The organism is Euryhalocaulis caribicus (assembly GCF_000412185.1).
In the GTDB taxonomy this organism is placed as follows: Bacteria; Pseudomonadota; Alphaproteobacteria; order Caulobacterales; family Maricaulaceae; genus Euryhalocaulis; species Euryhalocaulis caribicus.
This window is the reverse complement of sequence record NZ_ASJA01000023.1, coordinates 20,943-37,515: the sequence shown is the minus strand read 5'-3', so window position 1 is coordinate 37,515 and position 16,573 is coordinate 20,943. Positions and strand designations below refer to the sequence as shown.

Here is a 16,573-nt window from a genome sequence, read left to right as displayed (position 1 = left end):
GCTTCACGGACATGGGCCGCGGTCCTTCAATGACGTGCTACAGGGCAATAACGGCATGGACGTCACGCTGGACGGCCTGGGCGGCGACGACCTGCTGACCGGTTATGACGGCAACGACACCCTCTATGGCGGCGCCGGGGATGACCGCATCGTTGGCCGGGTGGGCGACGACTTCATTGTTGGCGGCGCGGGCGCCGACAACATCAATGGCGGCGGCGGGTCCGACACGGTCAGCTACGCCAGCTCATCGGCCGCGGTCGATGTGCGCCTGTTCCGCGCCATCACCCAGACCGGCGGCGACGCGGAAGGCGACCTGCTGCGCAATGTCGAGAACGTCATCGGCTCCGACTTCAATGACGTGCTGCAGGGCGATAACGGCATCGACTCCTTGCTGGAAGGCGGGGCGGGTAATGACGCGCTGCGCACCTATGACGGCAATGATGTTCTGAACGGCGGCGACGGCAACGACTCCCTGCGCGGCGGCGCGGGCGACGATTCCTTCATCGGCGGCGACGGCAACGACCAGATCGTGTTCACCGGCAACCGCGCCGATTACACGATCGATTTCGAAGCCGGCACGATCACGGACAACAACGCCGCAGACGGCGATGACGGGTCCGACACCTTCACGGACATCGAAACGCTGGTCTTTGCGGATCAGACCGTGAATACGGGCGACGGCCCCGTGGCGACAGAGGGCGACGATCACCTGGTCGGCGACGAATCGGATGATGTCATCGACGGCCTTGGCGGCGACGACTTCATCAACGGCAACGCCGGTAATGACACGCTGAGCGGCGGCGCGGGCGATGACGTCATCGTTGGCCGCAACGGCGATGACCTGATCAGCGGCGGCGCCGGGGCCGACATCCTGAAGGGCGATCACGGCTTCGATACGGTCGATTATTCGGACTCCGACGAGGCCGTGGATGTCCGCCTGTATCGCGGCAACCAGCTGGGCGGCGACGCTGAAGGCGACATTCTGCGCACCATGGAAGGCGTTATCGGGTCGGAGTTTGACGACCTGATCCGCGGCGATGACGGCAAGGATGTCACGCTCGATGGCCGCGGCGGCGACGATTACCTGGTCGGGTATGATGGCGACGACACCCTTTATGGCGGCGATGGCGAAGACCGGCTTATCGGCGATGAAGGCAATGATTTCCTTCAGGGCGGCGCCGGATCGGACATCATCAATGGCCGTGACGGTGTGGACACCGCCGATTACTCCAACTCCTCCGCGGGCGTGGATGTTCGCCTGTGGCGGGGCGGTGAGCAGATCGGCGGCGACGCCGAAGGGGATCTGGTGCGGAATGTCGAAAACATCACCGGCTCCGAGTTCAACGACACCATTCACGGCGATAACGGGCTGGATTCGGTTCTCGAAGGCCTTGGCGGCGACGATGTCCTGGTCGGGTTTGACGGCAATGACACGCTGTCTGGCGGCGATGGCGACGACAAGCTGATCGCGCGCGAAGGCGACGATGTTCTGGACGGCGGGGCTGGAAATGACGTCCTGCGCGGTCTGGAAGGCGCCGACACCTTTGTCATCGGGATCAGCGGCGGCCGCGACACGATTGCCGATTTCGAGGATGGCGTGGACGTGATCGACCTGACGGCTTTCGCGGTCAGCGATGTCAGCGAGCTCACGATCAGCCAGAACAATAATGTCACCATCATCACCGGCTTTGGCGATGACGGCGAGATGCTGCGCCTGGTCAATGTCGATCAGGGCGATATCGATAACAGCGACTTCCTGTTCGGGGCCTGACCCCCGGAAACAGGTTTGTAAAAACAACGCCTGCAACGGCGGCGGTCATCTTGGCCGCCGCCGTTCGCCTGTCCCGGTGGCGCCGGTCCTGCTTTAAAGAAAAAAGAAAGCGGCAACAGAGCCTTAAGCTGTATGGTCGAGGCTCTGCACAGGGGTTTTCTTCGAGTGCGAGCGGGGAGCGCGGCATGCGGGTCGCCTTGGTTCATTACTGGCTCGTCGGCATGCGCGGCGGAGAGAAGGTTCTGGAAGCGCTCTGCCGCATGTTTCCGGACGCCGATATTTTCACTCACGTGCACGATCCGGCGCGGATCAGCCCGCTGCTGAACGGACGCGTCATCCGGACCACCGGCATTTCCCGCCTGCCCTTCGCGCGGCGCCTCTATCGCAATTACCTTCCCTTCATGCCGGCCGCGCTGGAGGGGGTGGACCTGACCGGCTACGACCTTGTCATCTCCAGCGAAGCGGGCCCCGCCAAGGGCGTCATACCGCCGCCGGACGCGCCGCATCTGTGCTACTGCCACAGCCCCATGCGTTACATCTGGGATCAGCGCCATCTCTACCGGGAAGAGGCCTCGTTTCCGGCGCGTCTTGCGATGCCGATGCTGGCTCACCGGTTGCGGCAATGGGATGTAACCTCGGCTGCGCGGGTCGACCGCTTCCTCGCCAATTCCCGCCATGTCGCCGCCCGGATCGAGAAATACTGGCGCCGCGGCTCGGACATCGTGCATCCGCCGGTCGCGGTGGATGATTTCGCGCCTGTTGCGGCGGAGGAACGCGGCGATTTCTATCTCTGGGCCGGGGAGCTGGCCCCCTATAAGCGTCCGGACATCGCGGTGGAGGCGTTCACCCGCATGCAGAAAAAGCTCGTCATTATCGGCGGGCCGGATGGCGCGCGCGGCGCGCTGGCGCGGAAGGCGGGGCCGACAGTGGAGTTCCTCGGCAAGGCGCCTTTCGAAACGCTGAAAGACCGCCTGGCGCGATGCCGCGCCCTGGTCTTCCCGGGCGAGGAGGATTTCGGAATCGTGCCTGTGGAGGCCATGGCCTCGGGCCGTCCGGTGATCGCCTATGGCCGGGGCGGGGTTCTGGATACGGTCCGGGATCGCGAAACCGGGCTTCTCTATGACGATCCGTCTGTCGAGGGCCTGATCGGCGCGATTGAGACGTTCGAGCGGGAGGGGCTGGATTCGCTGGACCCTGCCGTCCTGCAATCGCATGCGCGCCAGTTCGACGAGACGCATTTCCGGCAGGGCGTGGCCGGGGCGCTGGCCGATCTCGGCGTGGAGCTTTCCGGATGACCGGCCCCGCCGGCATGCGGGCCCGGATGACCCGGATGGCCAATGACGAAACGCTTTTGCGGCTTGCGCGGGGCGGCGCGGCGGCGCTGATCATTAAAATCGCCGCGGCCGGACTTTCCTTCCTGATGTTCCTGACCCTCGCCCGGGCCATGAGTCCGGCGGATTTCGGGCGTTTCGGGTTTGCATTCTCGCTCGCAACCGTGCTGGCGGTCCTGGGCAGTTTCGGTCAGCGCATGCTGGTCCTGCGTTTCGCGCCGGTCTACGCGGAGGCGGAGGACCACGCCCGGCTCGCCGGAATTCTTCGCGCGGGATACGTCACGGTTTTTACTGGCTGCGGCTTGCTTGGAGCGGGCGCGGCCGTCTCGGGTTTATTCTGGCCGGATCCGGAAAACCGGGCCTGGCTGGCCGCGGCGGGCGCGCTGACCTTGGCTCTGGGCTGGGCGGAATACCAGGCGCATGTCCTGCGCGCGTTCGGCGGGATGACTCTGGCGCTCGCCCCCCGCGATATTTTCTGGCGGCTCGGCGTTATCGCCGCCGCCTCCGGCGCCGCTCTGGGCCTGACGCCTCTGCTGGATGCGGCGTCCGGCTTGTGGATTACCGGGGGCGTTCTGGCCGCTGTGACCTTAACGCAGGCCGGGTTTCATCCCGCCACCCGCCCGGCGGCGTTGCTGAAGCGCCCGGCAGCATATGAGGCCGCGGAATGGCGGCGCGCCTCGCTGGGTCTGTGGGGGGCGTCCGTGGTGAATTTCGGAACGCCGTATTTCTCCGTGGTCCTGCTGGGTCTGGCGCTCTCGCCGTCCGCCGTTGCGGCCTATTTCACGGCGTTGAAGATCGCCACGCTGCTGGGTCTGGCGCTGATGGCGTCCAGCCTTGTGGCCGGGCCGATGCTGACGCGGCATTTCCATGCGGGCCGGCTTGACCAAGCGCGGCGCATCGCCCGCCTGACGGTCAGCGCCAGCGCCGCCCTGACGGGGGCTCTCTTCATAGCCATCATTCTTTTTGCCGCGCCGCTTATGGGACTGTTCGGCGACGCCTTCCGGGCGGAGGCCCCCCTCCTGATCGTGCTGAGCGCGGGATACCTCGTCAGTGCGCTGTCCGGCATCAATGTTTTGATGATGGAGATCAGCGGGCATGAGCGGACCTATCTCAAGGTGATCGCCGTCACCAATGCGGCCACGCTCGCCGCCCTCATTCCGGCCGCGCTCTGGGCGGGGCCGCTGGGCGCGGCGGCGACGGTCTCGCTGGGCGCCGTGGTCTGGAACATCTGGCTGCTGATGGAAGGCGCGCGCACACACCGCGTCGCCACGTCGCTTCTCGGACTGGGGCGGACGTCATGAATCCGAAGGCGAAGCGCGTACTGGAAACGCTCTACCCGGAAAGCCGGCTTTCCGGTTTTGCGCGCAACGACCATCGGGTCCTGTTCTTCACCCTCATTCATTCCGTTCTGCGCCCGGAGATGAACGTGCTGGATTACGGGGCAGGGCGCGGGAAATGGGCGGAACTGGAAACCGGCTACAAGCGCGCGCTGACCACGCTGAAGGGCCGGTGCGCCCGGCTGACCGGTTGCGATATCGACCCCGCCGTCCGGGACAATCCCCTGATCGATGAAGCCGTGGTGATCGAACCTGACGCGCCGTTGCCCTTCCCGGACGCGCATTTCGACATCATAACCTCATGGGCGGTTCTGGAGCATGTCGACAATCCGGCGGCCGCGGCGGCGGAGATTGCCCGGGTCCTGAAACCGGGCGGCGTGTTCTTCGCCTGGACCCCGAACAAATGGGGCTATGTCGGCATTGGCGCCCGGCTGATCCCCAACCGGTTCCACGCCCGCATGCTGCGCGGACTGGATACGGGCGGCCGGCGGGGGGAGGACGTCTTCCCGACCCGCTACCGCCTCAACACCGTGGGCGCGGTGTCCCGGTATTTCCCGGCGGACGATTTCGAGAATTTGAGTTTCATCCATACCGGCCCGCCCGCCTATCATGGCGGCAACCTGTTTCTGGCCCGCTTCTGGCGTCTATATAACGCGCTGGTCCCGCCCGCCCTGGGGCAAAGCCTGTTTGTCGTGGCGCGAAAACGGTAGCGGCGCGATGAGCTATCTCTTCGCTTTTGCCCACATGCAGCAATGGCAGCCTTATCTGGCGCCGGCCGCCTTGATCCTGTTCGGCCTGTACCTGTTTGCCCGGCGCGGCCTGAACCCGGCGATTGCGAAGAACCAGGTCTTCCTGCTGATCATTATCGCCTATCTCGTCTTCAACATTGCGCTGCATATCCGGCCCGGCTTCGCCCCGGCGGCGCTGGTGGATCTGGTGGCGACGGACGGGCGGCTTCTTTACCTGCTTGTTTTCTCACTGATGTTGTCCGCCATACGCCTGCACGCCGATGATCTCCGCGCCCTGTTCAAGGCCGGGATTATCACCGGCGCGGCTATCTGCGCCATCAGCTTCGCCTCGTTCCTGACCCAGCCTTTCAGCGCGCAGCAATTCGATTTCGGATCCATTCAGACCGCCACCGGCCGCTGGATTGTCGGGTTTCTGGAAACCAAAAACCCCTTCGCGGGCAGTATCGGCGCGGTTTTTCTGCTGGCGCTGGGGGCGATGTTTTCCAGCCCGCGTTTCCGCGTTTTCGGGCTGGGGCGGGTCGTATCGCTTTTGGTTGTCATCCTGCTTTTCGCCGCGCTGGTGGCCAGCCGCTCAACGGGATATTTTTTCGGAGTGATCGCCGCGCTCGCCTATATCGTTTTCTTCGAGCGCGGCTTCACCATGTCCGAACGTGTTCGCGCCTATATGAAATACGCGCTCGGCGTGGTGGCGGTCATCGCCGCGGCGGCCTTTCTTACCCTCTATTCCGACCGCATCGGCGATCTCCTCGCCGGGCAGGACGTGAACATGCAGCGCCGCGTGGCGATCTTCTCGCGGACCCTGCAACTGATCGCGCAAAGCCCGCTTCTGGGTCTCGGTCCCGGCGCCGTTCAGGCCTATCAGCTGGAAACGCATACAATCGTTCCGGGCCTTGTGGCGGTGCGGGAAAGCGCGGTCTTCCTGGATGAATTCTACTGGATCGGGGCGCTGCCCGTGGGCCAGCACGCCCATAACATCATCCTGCAACTCACCTCCGATTACGGTCTGATCGGGGTCGGGTTGATCTTCGTCTTCTTTCTGCGCGCAGTGTTTCTTCGCAAAGGCTATGCGGACGCGGACCGGTCGGTGATCGCCATCGATTTTCACGCCCGGGTGCAGCTTGTCTATCTGGTCTCGGCGGGCATGGTGGCTGGCTACTCCATATCCTCGCCATCGACCGCGTGGATTTTCTATGCCGCGCTTGGCTGGCTGTGCCAGCCGCCGCGGCCGGAAAAAGCCTAGAGGGAGCAAGATGATGCCGGTTCTGGCCGCGGTCATGTACAGCCCCAATCTGGGCGACGGCCTGATCGCAGAATGCATCACCCGCATTGCCGCGCAGGGCGGGATGAAGCCGCCGCGCTGGCTGGATATTGCAGGCCGTCAGGGCTTTGCCGCGCCCAAACGGCCCGGCCTGCGCGCCGCCGCGCTCGGCGTTCTGGAACGTCTGCCGCGCCCCGCCGCCAATCTCACCGCCCGTGCGGCGCTGGAGCCCGCGCTCCGTCTGAAATTGCGCCCGGCATGGCGGGAAAGCCTTGCCGGCGCCGGCGGCGTGCTGATCAGCGGCGGGCAGCTTCTGGCCGATTCCAGCCTGAATTTTCCTTTGAAATTGAACGCTTTATACGATGAGGCGCGCCGGGCGGGCGCGCCGGTCGCCCTTCACGGCGTCGGCGTATCGGCGCGGTGGAGCCCCGCCGCCTACCATCTATTCGAAGGCATGCTGACCGGCGAACTGGCCTTCGTTTCCTTGCGCGACGACGCCTCCCGGGAAAACCTGATCCGCCATTTCGCGGAGATGGATGTTTCCCCGCCTCCGATAGAGGTTTTTCCGGACCCGGCTTTTGCCGCGGCTGACCTTTTCGGTCTCGCCGCCAAGCCCGGTCAAGGCCGGCCGCGTATCGGGCTGGGCGTCACCCACCCGGCCGCCTTGAGAACCCACGGCGCGAAAATCAGCGCGCCGGACGCCGAATTTGCGCGCCGTTACGGTGTTCTGACGCGCAGATTGTCGGAGGCCGGTTACGAAGCCGTGCTGTTCACCAACGGCGCGGGCGAGGATGAACGGCTTGCGGCCGCGCTGGCCGCCGAATTCGGAATAAAGGGACGCGTCACCCTTGCCCCCCGCGCCGCCGATCCGGTTGGTCTGGCCGGACGGATCGCCGGTTTTGACGGGGTCATCGCCCACCGCCTGCACGCCAATATCGTCAGTTTCTCATATGGAATTCCGCAAGTCGGGCTTGGCTGGGACCCGAAGCTAGAAGCGTTTTTCGCTCAAACCGGGCGCCCGGACAGCCTTTGCGCCGGGGATTTGTCGGACCCGGACGCCATATTGGCGGCGCTGCAAGGCGCATTTGATACGCCGGTCGATGCGGATCGGCGTAAAAAGCTGGCGGATGAAGCAAAAACGGGCGTGCTGCGCGCCCTGTCAGTCTTTCCGGGGCACTAGGTCTTCCAGGCGCGTGCGCTTCCAGGCGTCCAGATTCAGCCCGGTCAGACCTTCCGTCGCCGCGATATCGGGCAGGAACAGCGCCTGCATATGCGCGAAATCGGCCTCTGACAGCCTCAATTCGTCCTGTTTCGCCTCGCTATAGAGGGCGTTTCGCACCGGCGAGCGTTTCAAAGCGCCCACGATTGCGCCCATCCCACGGTCTCTCAGGGCGTTGGCCGCGCGATGAACTTGCCGCGCCAGCCAGGGATTGCGCGCCGCGGCGGCGCTGTTCCGGCGCGCTTTATCCGGGCCTGTCTGCCCCGGATCGACCCCCAGAAAGCCGCATAAATCATCCAGGAAACGTTGCGGTTCAGCCTTCAACCGGTCGAAAGGCGCGATGAAAACCTGCTCGTCTGGAAACTTGTCCAGATAGGTTTCGAGGGCGTCCGCATAGAGGCTGTGCGTCAGGATCGCGGGGTTTTGCGCCGCGCCATCCGCGAAATCACGAAACTTCGCGCCGTTGCGCAGGGAAAATCTGTAATGGGAGATCGCGCGTTCGAACGGATTTCGCGGCGTGGCGATCAGCTTCACGTCGGGCAGATCGCGGCTTATGCGGCCGGCGGCGTCTTTTGAATAAAGATAGTCGTGGCTGAACTCGCCGGTAACGCGGTCTCCGTTGTCCGCTCCGGCGAACTGGCGCGCATACCAGTCCAGACCGCGATTATAATAGCGGTCGAAAAAATAGATGTCCTTGGCCGGGGGAACATAGATGCCCGGATGCCGCCGCAGCGTCTCGAACAGCCACGTCGACCCCGCCTTGGACGGGCCAATGAACAGGAAATCGGGCAGGCGCATCGCGTTCAATATGCGCCGTTATTGCGCAAAACCGCAGGCACCGTGCGCAGCAGGATGACGATATCGCCCCACAGCGACCAGTTCTTGGCGTACCACGCGTCCAGCCGCACGCGCTCGGCATAGGTGGTGTCGTTGCGGCCGCTTACCTGCCACAGGCCGGTAATGCCCGGCAGCGCCTTGGTATAGTGCGCGGCCTCACCGCCATAATAGCGCTCCAGCTCCTCGCGGATCACCGGGCGCGGGCCGACCAGGCTCATTTCCCCGCGGATCACGTTCAGGAGTTGCGGCAGCTCGTCCAGGCTGGTCTTGCGCAGGAAACGGCCGATCCAGGTGATGCGCGGATCATGCTTCAGCTTGAAGCTTGCCTCCCATTCGGCGCGCGCGTCCGCGTCGCGATCCAGATGCCGCGCCAGCCGGGCGTCGGCGTCGGCGACCATGGTCCGGAATTTCAGGCATTCGAACGGCTTGTCGTTGCGCCCCACGCGCTCATGGCCGAACACGACAGGCCCGCCATCCAGCTTGATCAGAACGCTGAACGCCACGAAGAGCGGGGTGAGGAACAGAACCATCGTCCAGGCCACGACAATGTCGAAAAACCGTTTCAGCGCGCGGGCGGCGGGGCGCTGAAGGTTCTGTTTTGGCAGCAGAAGCGCGAAATCGTGGCTGAAATAATATTCGATTTCCATGCCATGCACTGGAATCGCGCCCAGAGACGGGGCGATGGCGAAAGGAATGTCCCGCCGGCTGCATTCATCGATCAGGCGGCCGGCGTGTTCGGTCTCCTGCGGACCGGGCGCGATGATGACCAGGCCGGGAGAGAGGCGGCCAAGCTCTGCGGCCAGTTTCCCGATCCCGCCGCGTTTGTTCAGCGGCAGGGCGGAAACGATCTGATAGCCCAGCTCCGGCGCGTTCTCGATAATCGAGCGGGCCGATCCCAGCGCGTCGTCGGAGCCGACCAGAACCGTGGGCACGGTCCAGAACCCCATGCGCCGCAACTGGCCGCGCACGATGGCGCGCATCCCGATCAGGGCGACCGGCGTCAATGTCCAGCCGACCAGGATCCAGGCGCGCGAAATCGTGCGATTGAAGGCAAACTGGCCGAAGCCGTCGACCAGCATCAGGAAGAAGCAGATCGCGATGATGTGTTTGATTTCCTGCCAGAACGGAATGCGCCGCCGGTAATCGCCATTTATGGAAAACAGGATCACGCCGAAAAGAGAGATGACGGCCAGCTCCACCAGACGGTGCTGGATCCGGTCCGGCGCGTCCGCCCCGTAATCGAGGCCGAGCAGGCCCTCATAGAGAAAATCCACCGCGAATACCGAAAGGAAGGCGGTGGCCAGGATCGCCGCGAGGTCGCCAAGCGGCAGGATGACGGTGTGAAGACCCAGCGACTGACGCGTTTTCCGGGCCGTTTCACGCACAAATCCATGGGCGGGCGCGGCGCCCCAATTCGGCACGCCGTCTTTTGACCAGTCCTTTGGAAGTTCAGTCATGCGGCCTTCCCCGGGCGGCGGCCGGCACAGGGCGCCATTTTTCCCGTTTCGAAGACATGACGAGGCAAGAACAATGCCGGAAAGGGCCGCGCTATACTGCGCGTCCGCCCCGGCGAGCGGCCGTCAGACTGAGTCTTCGCGACCAGGCGCAGCACTCGATTTCTCCCCCAGCCTTGCAGCAGGCGCGGAGAATGCGGACTCCAGCCGCCATATTCAAGAAAACTTTAGTCGAATACGCGGCATTTCACTTTGAAATCCGGGCGCTTTTGTTGCCTGCCTGCCCATGATTAAGGGTCGTGACCGGGCCGATTCTTGCTAGTCTGCGCGCAGCCCCGGCGCGGGGCGATGATGGGGCGACATGGATCGGGTGGGGTATATGGCATCGGTGCTGGTAACCGGAGGCGCGGGCTATGTCGGCGCGCACGCCGCCAAGGCGCTGGCGCGGGGCGGCATTACCCCGGTTGTCTTCGACAATCTCAGCACCGGCCACCGCCATAATATCCGCTTCGGGCCGTTCGAGGAGGGCGATATCCGGGATACGCCGCGCCTGGCCGGCGTCATGCAAAGCCATGCGGTTACGGCTGTCCTGCATTTCGCCGCCAGTATCGAGGTGGCGAATGGCGAGCAGTCGCCCGCAGCGTTTCAGGACAATAATGTTGCTGGAACGCAATCGGTGCTGGAGGCCATGCGGATTTCCGGCGTGAAACAGCTAGTCTTCTCCTCCACCGCCGCGGTCTATGGCGCGCCGAAATATACTCCGATTGACGAGCGCCATCCGTGCAATCCGGTGAATGTCTATGGCGAGACAAAGCGGGAGGCGGAGCGGCGGATCCATGATTTCGCCGCCGCGCATGGCGTTCAGTATGTCTGCCTGCGCTATTTCAACGCCGCGGGCGCCGATCTGGACGGCGAGATCGGCGAGGAACACGAACCGGAAACCCATCTGATCCCCAACGCCCTGAAGGCCGCGGCGGGGCGGGGCGGCCCGATGAAGCTGTATGGCGGCGATTATGATACGCCGGACGGGTCCTGCGTGCGCGATTACGTCCATGTACATGATTTGGCCGCCGCGCATCTGGCGGCGCTGGCGGCTCTGGAGGGCGGCGCAAGGGCGCTGGCCTGTAACCTTGGGTCGGGCCGCGGCCATTCAGTGCGCGAGGTTCTGGACGCCGTGGAAACTGTCACGGGACGACCGGTTCCGTTCGAGATCGCGCCGCGCCGCGCTGGCGACGTGCCCGTTCTGACCGCAGATCCCTCATTTGCCCGCCGCGCCCTGGGCTTTACCGGCACGCATTCGGCGCTGGAGGCTATTGTACGGGACGCCGCGCGCTTCCATGCGGCTCGGTGGGGCATGGCCTTGCCGGGTGAGGCCGGCAGGTCCTGACTCCAGCATGGTAAACAGAATGCAACCGCCAACGGCAAAACTTTATAGTCTATCTAAACAGTAAGTATACTGAATATACAGTGAATAATGTATCGTGAGTTTTCATAAAAACACGCGACACAAGTAAAAAGAGTTCTCACCCAAGTATTGTATCTCATCACCCGCCAATGAGCGGGGATGAAGTCAATGCGTCAGCGGGTACAGCGTTCAAACCGGGGTCTGAAGTTCGGCCAACTGGCCGCGCTTCTCTGCCTTTCAATGACGGCGGCGTGCAAGACGATGGACGGCTCCACCGCCATGCAGCTTGCCGGTCCGGCGGAAGCGCCCCGCGGCCTGCTGACCTTCTGCGAAAAACGCCCGGAGATCTGCCAGTCCGAAATGGGCGCGCGTGAAAGCGCCCCGGCGCTGGAAACCGCCACAGGGGGCCAGGGGCGCGCCATGACCGCCGAGCATCCCTGGTTCAAGCCGGGCGCGACGGCCAAAATCAAGTTCCATGACGCGGCAGTTGAGCAACCGGTCCCGCCCGCCCATCCGTGGTTCAAGCCGGAATTGCCGGCCGCACTCGCTGCCGCTGAAAATACCGGCTTCATGACGCTGGGCCTGACCCTGCCGGAATCCGGTGACCTGTCCCCTGCGCCGGTGAAGGCTGCGGAAACGCCGGCGGCGCGGGTAAGTGAAACGGTCGAGGCGACGCCTGAGCTGTTCGAATTGCTGGAGCAGGTCAATCGCGACATCAATGATCGTTTGCGCTGGGTGGCGGACGAAGACCGCTATGGCGTCGACGAACTGTGGCTGATGCCGCTGACTTTCGGTCTGGGCGTCGAGGGCGATTGCGAGGATTTCGCGCTGGAAAAGCGCAAGGCGCTGATTGACGCCGGACTGCCTCGCGGCGCGCTGGCGCTGGCCATGGGTTATTCGGAAAGCGCCGGTCACCACGCCGTCCTGATGGTGCGGACCACGGCGGGCGACTTCGTGCTGGATAACACCACGCCCTGGATCAATGGCTGGGCCAATAGCGGGTATCGCTGGATCGCCGTTCAGGCCAGCGCCGATATTCTCGACTGGCGGATGGCGCAGCAACAGGCGGGCTAGCCGCCCGCGATCTCCATAACCTGGCGCGCGGCCTTGTCCAGCGCCTCCGGGCTCGTATCTGGCAGGGCGATCTGTTTGATTTCGTCGCCCGTTTTCCGGCTTCGCAGATAGGCGGGATCGTAATGCTGGCGCGCCAGATCGGCGGCCAGCGCCTCATAGGCGCAGCTTTCCGCCATCTCCCCCCATGCCGCGATCTGCGCCTTGGAGTGGTGGGATCGCAAGCGATTGATCGCGGTCAGTATCGCTTCCTTGTCCTCCGTCAGGTCGGAATAGGCCGTGACGAGATAGCGGGCCCGGGTTTCCACGCCGGCCGTGATCTCGATACGCGGAGCGGCCTGCATCGAGTCCCACAGGCGGCGGGGAATATGCAGGCGGCCGATGGTGGAGGATTCCGCCTCGGCGATGATTGGCGTGTCCGGATCGAAGCGGCGGATCTGGTCCCATAACCGGCTTTCGAATCCTTTCTGGGCCGGTTGCGCCGCCCCCATCCGGCCGAAGACGGAGCCGCGATGCGCGGCCAGTCCTTCCAGATCAATGGCTGGCGCGCCCTGCGCCATCAGGCGGCGTATGATCTCCGTCTTGGCCGTGCCGGTCTGACCGTCGATCAGGACCATCGGCAATAGCGCGCCTTCTTCCCGCAGCGCGGCGACCACATGCCGCCGCCAGCTGCGGTAGCCGCCTTTCAACAGACCGCAACGCCACCCCACCCGTGAAAGAATGGTCGCCATGGCGCCGGAGCGCATGCCCCCGCGCCAGCAATAGATCAGCGGATTATAGTCCGCCGCTTTGCCGGAAAGCGCGGCTCCCAGATGCCGGCCGATATTGGCCGCGACCAGTCCCGCGCCCACGCGACGCGCCTCGAAATGCGAGACCTGCTTGTAGATCGTGCCGACACGCGCGCGTTCCTCATCATCCAGAACGGGCAGATTGATCGCGCCCGGAACGTGATCCTCGGCGAACTCCGCCGGGGAGCGGACATCAATAATGTCGTCATAACGATCGAGCGATTGCACGGAGAGATCCGTCACTGTCTCGATCAGGGAGCCGCCAGCCATGGCCTTGGCGGTACGGCCAAGGGCGGGGATGGTCAAGCGGGCTGGCCGCGCCGCGCCGGGCGTGTAGATTTCCTGCGCGGCGTTGAAAGCGACAGGAGCGGGCCATTCATGACTGACACAGCGGCAGAACCCAGACTCACCTCGCTGGCCCATGGCGGGGGGTGCGGTTGCAAGCTTGCGCCGTCCGTTCTGCGGGAAATCCTCAGCGAGATGCCGGTGGGCGGCGGCCATGCCGACCTGATCGTGGATGCGGCGACCAGCGACGACGCCGCCGTGTACCGCGTCTCGGACGAGGCGGCGGTGGCGGCGACCACGGACTTTTTCATGCCCATTGTCGATGATCCTTATGATTTCGGGCGCATCGCCGCGACCAACGCCATTTCGGACCTCTATGCGATGGGCGCGGCGCCGATCTTCGCTCTGGCGCTGGTGGGGATGCCCATCGGCCAGCTTTCAACCGGGACCATCCGGAAAATTCTGGCGGGCGGCCGGGATGTGGCGGAGGCTGCGGGCGCGCCCATCGCGGGCGGCCATTCCATCGACTCGACGGAGCCGATTTACGGGCTTGTCGCGCTGGGCCTTGTTCACCCGGACCATATCCTGATGAATTCCGGGGCAAGGGACGGCGATGTCCTGATCCTCGGCAAGCCGCTGGGCATTGGTATTTTCAGCGCCGCGCTGAAGAAGGGCCTGCTCCCGGAGGCCGACTACAGGGCGATGATTGATTCCACGACCCGCCTGAACACGCCCGGCGCGGCGCTGGCCGGGATGGCGGGCGTTCACGCGGTGACCGATGTCACGGGGTTCGGCCTGCTGGGGCATTTGAGCGAGATGTGCCGGGGCAGCGGGCTGGCGGCCACGGTGGCGGCGGACAGCGTTCCGGTGTTCGAGGGCGCGCGGCGGCTCGCCTCGGACGGCGTGCGCACCGGCGCTTCGGGCCGCAACTGGGAAAGCATCGCCGGCATGGTCGACGCGCCGGGGCTCGATGCGCCCGCGCGAGACCTTCTCTGCGACCCTCAGACAAGCGGCGGGCTTTTGGTGGCGTGCGACCCGGCGCAGGCAGCCAAGGTAAAGGCGCTGTTCAATGAGCATGGGCACGAGAACGCGGCCGTGATCGGGCGCATGCAGGCCGGATCGCCGGCGATCGCCGTGCGTTAGGACCGCGGACCGGGCCGGTTTACAGGCGGAACGCCGCCTCCAGGTCGTCCGGGTTGATGGGTTTCAGCAGGATGCTGTGAGGGTGATCGCCCTTGATCCTGTCCAGCGTCACCGGCTCGCTGGACGCGGTGATGAAGATGATCTTGGTTCCCGGCCGGCGAACGTGAATTTCATGCGCCACGTCCACGCCGTCGCGCTCCCCCTTCAGCCTCACATCCATAAGGATATAGGCCGGTTCTTTTTGCATTATCATAGGGATGGCGGCGCCGGCCGAATCCGCCGATCCCTCGACCTTCATCCCGTAACCATCGCAAAGGTCGCGCAGATACTCCGCGATCAGAAAGTCATCCTCCACAATGATGACGGTCTTCTTGTTGCTCATGACGCCCCTGTTTCCAGTTCTTTCTTAAAGTCTGGCGGCAGGTTGATCATAATTCGCGCGCCCTGATCGTTTTCTACGCTCATTTCTCCCCCGGCCTGCCGCACAAAGCCCGCGACGATGCGGCCGCCAACGCCGGAGCCCGGCAGGCTGTCGGCGCTTTCCGCCGCCATGCCCGCGCCATTGTCGCTGACGCAAAGCCGCGCGCCGCCATCACTGCGGGCGGTGTAAAGCACGGAGATGTTTCCGGATTCCCCGTCCGGGAAAGCGTGTTTGAGGGCGTTGGTCACCAGTTCATTGACGATCAGGCCCAGAATGACCGCGGAATCGATGTGGATCAGGTCGTCGCTCGCGCGGACTTCAATGGAAATTCCCCGCTCGGCGGCGCCCTGGCTGCCGGCGATATTCCTGCAAAGCTCCTCCAGAAAATCATGAACCTTCAGGCGGGACGGCGCCGGCGATGACAGAAGCAGACGATGCACCGTTCCCAGCGCGTGGATGCGCGCCGCCGTCGCCTTGAAGGAATTCCGGGCGCTCTCGTCGCTGACCTTGCCTGCCTCCATCATGACCAGCGCATTGATCTGCTGGAGGTTGTTTTTGACCCGGTGATAGAGCTCGCGGAGCAGCAGGTCGCGATCATCCACGGCGCGGCGCAGATCATCCATCGCGGCGATCAGTTTTCGCTCCGTGGCGTTTTCGATCATGGCGTTGCGCAGGACGGTCGCCGCCAGCAGGCTCATCATCACGATTGCCAGCAGGCTCAGGCGGAAATTGGAGCTTAGCAGGCCGCCTTCTGTTACGATCAGCGCAATCAGGCAGAGAAGAAAAGGCGCGATCAGGACAATCGGGAAAAGCCGCCGCGCGCCCTTGCTGCCGCCGCCCTCGCCCATCAGAAGGCCCGCCCAGCCCGTATCGGACCGCAGCAGGATGAGGGCGGTGAAAAGCAGAACGAAACAAAGCGCGGTATGCAGCGCCATGGCGGTAAAGGCGGAGACCCGGTACAGCGCTTCAGCGTCGAATATGTAGCCGACAACGGCGATCATTCCGACCAGAAGCCCGGCTGTTGCGGACAAGACGTAGAAATGATCGCGCCGGCGGCCCTCGCCATTGAGCGAAAGAAGACAGGCCGCCGCGAGAATGAAACACGCCGCCGTCCCAGGGGCCATGCTGTTGAGACGGTTCCGATCGATTTCCGGCCAGACCAGCGCGTCAACGCCGCTCGCCTGATCGCTTACGATCAGCACGATGTCGGTCAGCGCCACCGCCCCGATGAGGAGGGCGATAATCGTGACGGCCACCGCCGATTTCCGGGCCTTGCGGTCGGTCAGCAGCCAGAGAACAACCGTACCCAGAACGAAAAACAAGAACGCCGTGCTCGGCATCATCGCCGAATAGGATGTGCGCAGCCTTATCAACAGCTCCGACCCCGCGGCCCATCCGGTCAGCGCGAACAGGCTGATCGCGATAACAGCGATGCTGGCCGCCACGGCCCAGCCGCCCCCGTACCGCGCCTGCCGGCTGGCTATGCGAAGTTGCGCCATGCGTA

The 16,573-nt window shown here is 64.3% G+C and carries 14 protein-coding genes; 9 read left to right on the top strand and 5 right to left on the bottom strand.

The features are described from left to right. From L338_RS14795 to L338_RS14770, 6 genes are all read left to right on the top strand, one after another. Window positions 1–1,771: calcium-binding protein (locus tag L338_RS14795; RefSeq protein ID WP_022699182.1), on the top strand; the 1,771-nt coding region annotated here is incomplete at its 5' end. A 185-nt stretch (window positions 1,772–1,956) separates the two neighbouring features. Continuing rightward, the gene (locus L338_RS14790; RefSeq protein WP_022699181.1) at window positions 1,957–3,066 is read left to right on the top strand and encodes a glycosyltransferase; all 1,110 of its coding nucleotides are present in this window, start codon (window positions 1,957–1,959) and stop codon (window positions 3,064–3,066) included. Further along, a complete protein-coding gene (locus L338_RS14785; protein ID WP_022699180.1) occupies window positions 3,063–4,403 on the top strand; it encodes a lipopolysaccharide biosynthesis protein in 1,341 nt (446 codons plus the stop codon). Before L338_RS14790 ends, L338_RS14785 begins: the two co-directional genes overlap by 4 nt. Then, window positions 4,400–5,149: a class I SAM-dependent methyltransferase gene (locus L338_RS14780; RefSeq protein ID WP_022699179.1), complete on the top strand. Its 750-nt coding sequence runs from the start codon at window positions 4,400–4,402 to the stop codon at window positions 5,147–5,149. The genes L338_RS14785 and L338_RS14780 overlap by 4 nt, the downstream gene beginning before the upstream one ends. A 7-nt stretch (window positions 5,150–5,156) precedes the next feature. After that, window positions 5,157–6,428, top strand: a complete 1,272-nt coding sequence (locus L338_RS14775; protein WP_022699178.1) for an O-antigen ligase family protein — start codon at window positions 5,157–5,159, stop codon at window positions 6,426–6,428. 10 nt (window positions 6,429–6,438) lie between these two features. After that, the gene (locus L338_RS14770) at window positions 6,439–7,626 is read left to right on the top strand and encodes a polysaccharide pyruvyl transferase family protein (protein ID WP_022699177.1); all 1,188 of its coding nucleotides are present in this window, start codon (window positions 6,439–6,441) and stop codon (window positions 7,624–7,626) included. On the opposite strand, the gene L338_RS16760 is transcribed toward L338_RS14770, so the two are convergent. Together L338_RS16760 and wbaP are read right to left on the bottom strand one after the other, a co-directional pair. Then, the gene (locus tag L338_RS16760; RefSeq protein WP_022699176.1) at window positions 7,606–8,463 is read right to left on the bottom strand and encodes a sulfotransferase family protein; all 858 of its coding nucleotides are present in this window, start codon (window positions 8,461–8,463) and stop codon (window positions 7,606–7,608) included. The two genes, L338_RS14770 and L338_RS16760, sit on opposite strands and share 21 nt — an antisense overlap. A 5-nt stretch (window positions 8,464–8,468) precedes the next feature. Continuing rightward, window positions 8,469–9,959 carry an undecaprenyl-phosphate galactose phosphotransferase WbaP gene (gene wbaP, locus L338_RS14760; RefSeq protein WP_022699175.1) on the bottom strand — a complete coding sequence of 497 codons (1,491 nt, stop codon included), beginning with the start codon at window positions 9,957–9,959 and terminating at the stop codon, window positions 8,469–8,471. A 376-nt stretch (window positions 9,960–10,335) separates the two neighbouring features. Here wbaP and galE point away from each other — a divergent pair, with 376 nt between their 5' ends. Both galE and L338_RS16755 read left to right on the top strand, forming a co-directional pair. Beyond that, a complete protein-coding gene (galE, locus tag L338_RS14755) occupies window positions 10,336–11,343 on the top strand; it encodes a UDP-glucose 4-epimerase GalE (protein WP_022699174.1) in 1,008 nt (335 codons plus the stop codon). Between the two features lie 186 nt (window positions 11,344–11,529). Beyond that, window positions 11,530–12,435: a transglutaminase-like cysteine peptidase gene (locus L338_RS16755; protein ID WP_022699173.1), complete on the top strand. Its 906-nt coding sequence runs from the start codon at window positions 11,530–11,532 to the stop codon at window positions 12,433–12,435. On the opposite strand, the gene mnmH is transcribed toward L338_RS16755, so the two are convergent. Then, complete coding sequence (gene mnmH, locus L338_RS14745) at window positions 12,432–13,526, bottom strand: tRNA 2-selenouridine(34) synthase MnmH (RefSeq protein WP_022699172.1); 1,095 nt, start codon at window positions 13,524–13,526, stop codon at window positions 12,432–12,434. The genes L338_RS16755 and mnmH overlap by 4 nt on opposite strands. Window positions 13,527–13,598: 72 nt before the next feature. Between mnmH and selD the strand changes: the two genes are divergently transcribed. Further along, window positions 13,599–14,648 carry a selenide, water dikinase SelD gene (gene selD / locus L338_RS14740; protein WP_022699171.1) on the top strand — a complete coding sequence of 350 codons (1,050 nt, stop codon included), beginning with the start codon at window positions 13,599–13,601 and terminating at the stop codon, window positions 14,646–14,648. 19 nt (window positions 14,649–14,667) lie between these two features. On the opposite strand, the gene L338_RS14735 is transcribed toward selD, so the two are convergent. Together L338_RS14735 and L338_RS14730 are read right to left on the bottom strand one after the other, a co-directional pair. Continuing rightward, complete coding sequence (locus tag L338_RS14735; RefSeq protein ID WP_022699170.1) at window positions 14,668–15,030, bottom strand: response regulator; 363 nt, start codon at window positions 15,028–15,030, stop codon at window positions 14,668–14,670. Next, window positions 15,027–16,568, bottom strand: coding sequence for a sensor histidine kinase (locus L338_RS14730; RefSeq protein WP_033311564.1), 1,542 nt, complete (start codon window positions 16,566–16,568; stop codon window positions 15,027–15,029). Before L338_RS14730 ends, L338_RS14735 begins: the two co-directional genes overlap by 4 nt. Between the last annotated feature and the right edge of the window lie 5 nt (window positions 16,569–16,573).

What these genes read in the sequence shown, in the direction of transcription:
- L338_RS14790 (WP_022699181.1), top strand. Translation starts at nt 1,957, where the DNA reads ATGCGGGTCGCCTTGGTTCATTACTGGCTCGTCGGCATGCGCGGCGGA.
- L338_RS16755 (WP_022699173.1), top strand. Translation starts at nt 11,530, where the DNA reads ATGCGTCAGCGGGTACAGCGTTCAAACCGGGGTCTGAAGTTCGGCCAA.
- L338_RS14785 (WP_022699180.1), top strand. Translation starts at nt 3,063, where the DNA reads ATGACCGGCCCCGCCGGCATGCGGGCCCGGATGACCCGGATGGCCAAT.
- L338_RS14735 (WP_022699170.1), bottom strand. Translation starts at nt 15,030, where the DNA reads ATGAGCAACAAGAAGACCGTCATCATTGTGGAGGATGACTTTCTGATC.
- wbaP (WP_022699175.1), bottom strand. Translation starts at nt 9,959, where the DNA reads ATGACTGAACTTCCAAAGGACTGGTCAAAAGACGGCGTGCCGAATTGG.
- L338_RS16760 (WP_022699176.1), bottom strand. Translation starts at nt 8,463, where the DNA reads ATGCGCCTGCCCGATTTCCTGTTCATTGGCCCGTCCAAGGCGGGGTCG.
- L338_RS14780 (WP_022699179.1), top strand. Translation starts at nt 4,400, where the DNA reads ATGAATCCGAAGGCGAAGCGCGTACTGGAAACGCTCTACCCGGAAAGC.
- L338_RS14730 (WP_033311564.1), bottom strand. Translation starts at nt 16,568, where the DNA reads ATGGCGCAACTTCGCATAGCCAGCCGGCAGGCGCGGTACGGGGGCGGC.
- L338_RS14770 (WP_022699177.1), top strand. Translation starts at nt 6,439, where the DNA reads ATGATGCCGGTTCTGGCCGCGGTCATGTACAGCCCCAATCTGGGCGAC.
- selD (WP_022699171.1), top strand. Translation starts at nt 13,599, where the DNA reads ATGACTGACACAGCGGCAGAACCCAGACTCACCTCGCTGGCCCATGGC.
- galE (WP_022699174.1), top strand. Translation starts at nt 10,336, where the DNA reads ATGGCATCGGTGCTGGTAACCGGAGGCGCGGGCTATGTCGGCGCGCAC.
- L338_RS14775 (WP_022699178.1), top strand. Translation starts at nt 5,157, where the DNA reads ATGAGCTATCTCTTCGCTTTTGCCCACATGCAGCAATGGCAGCCTTAT.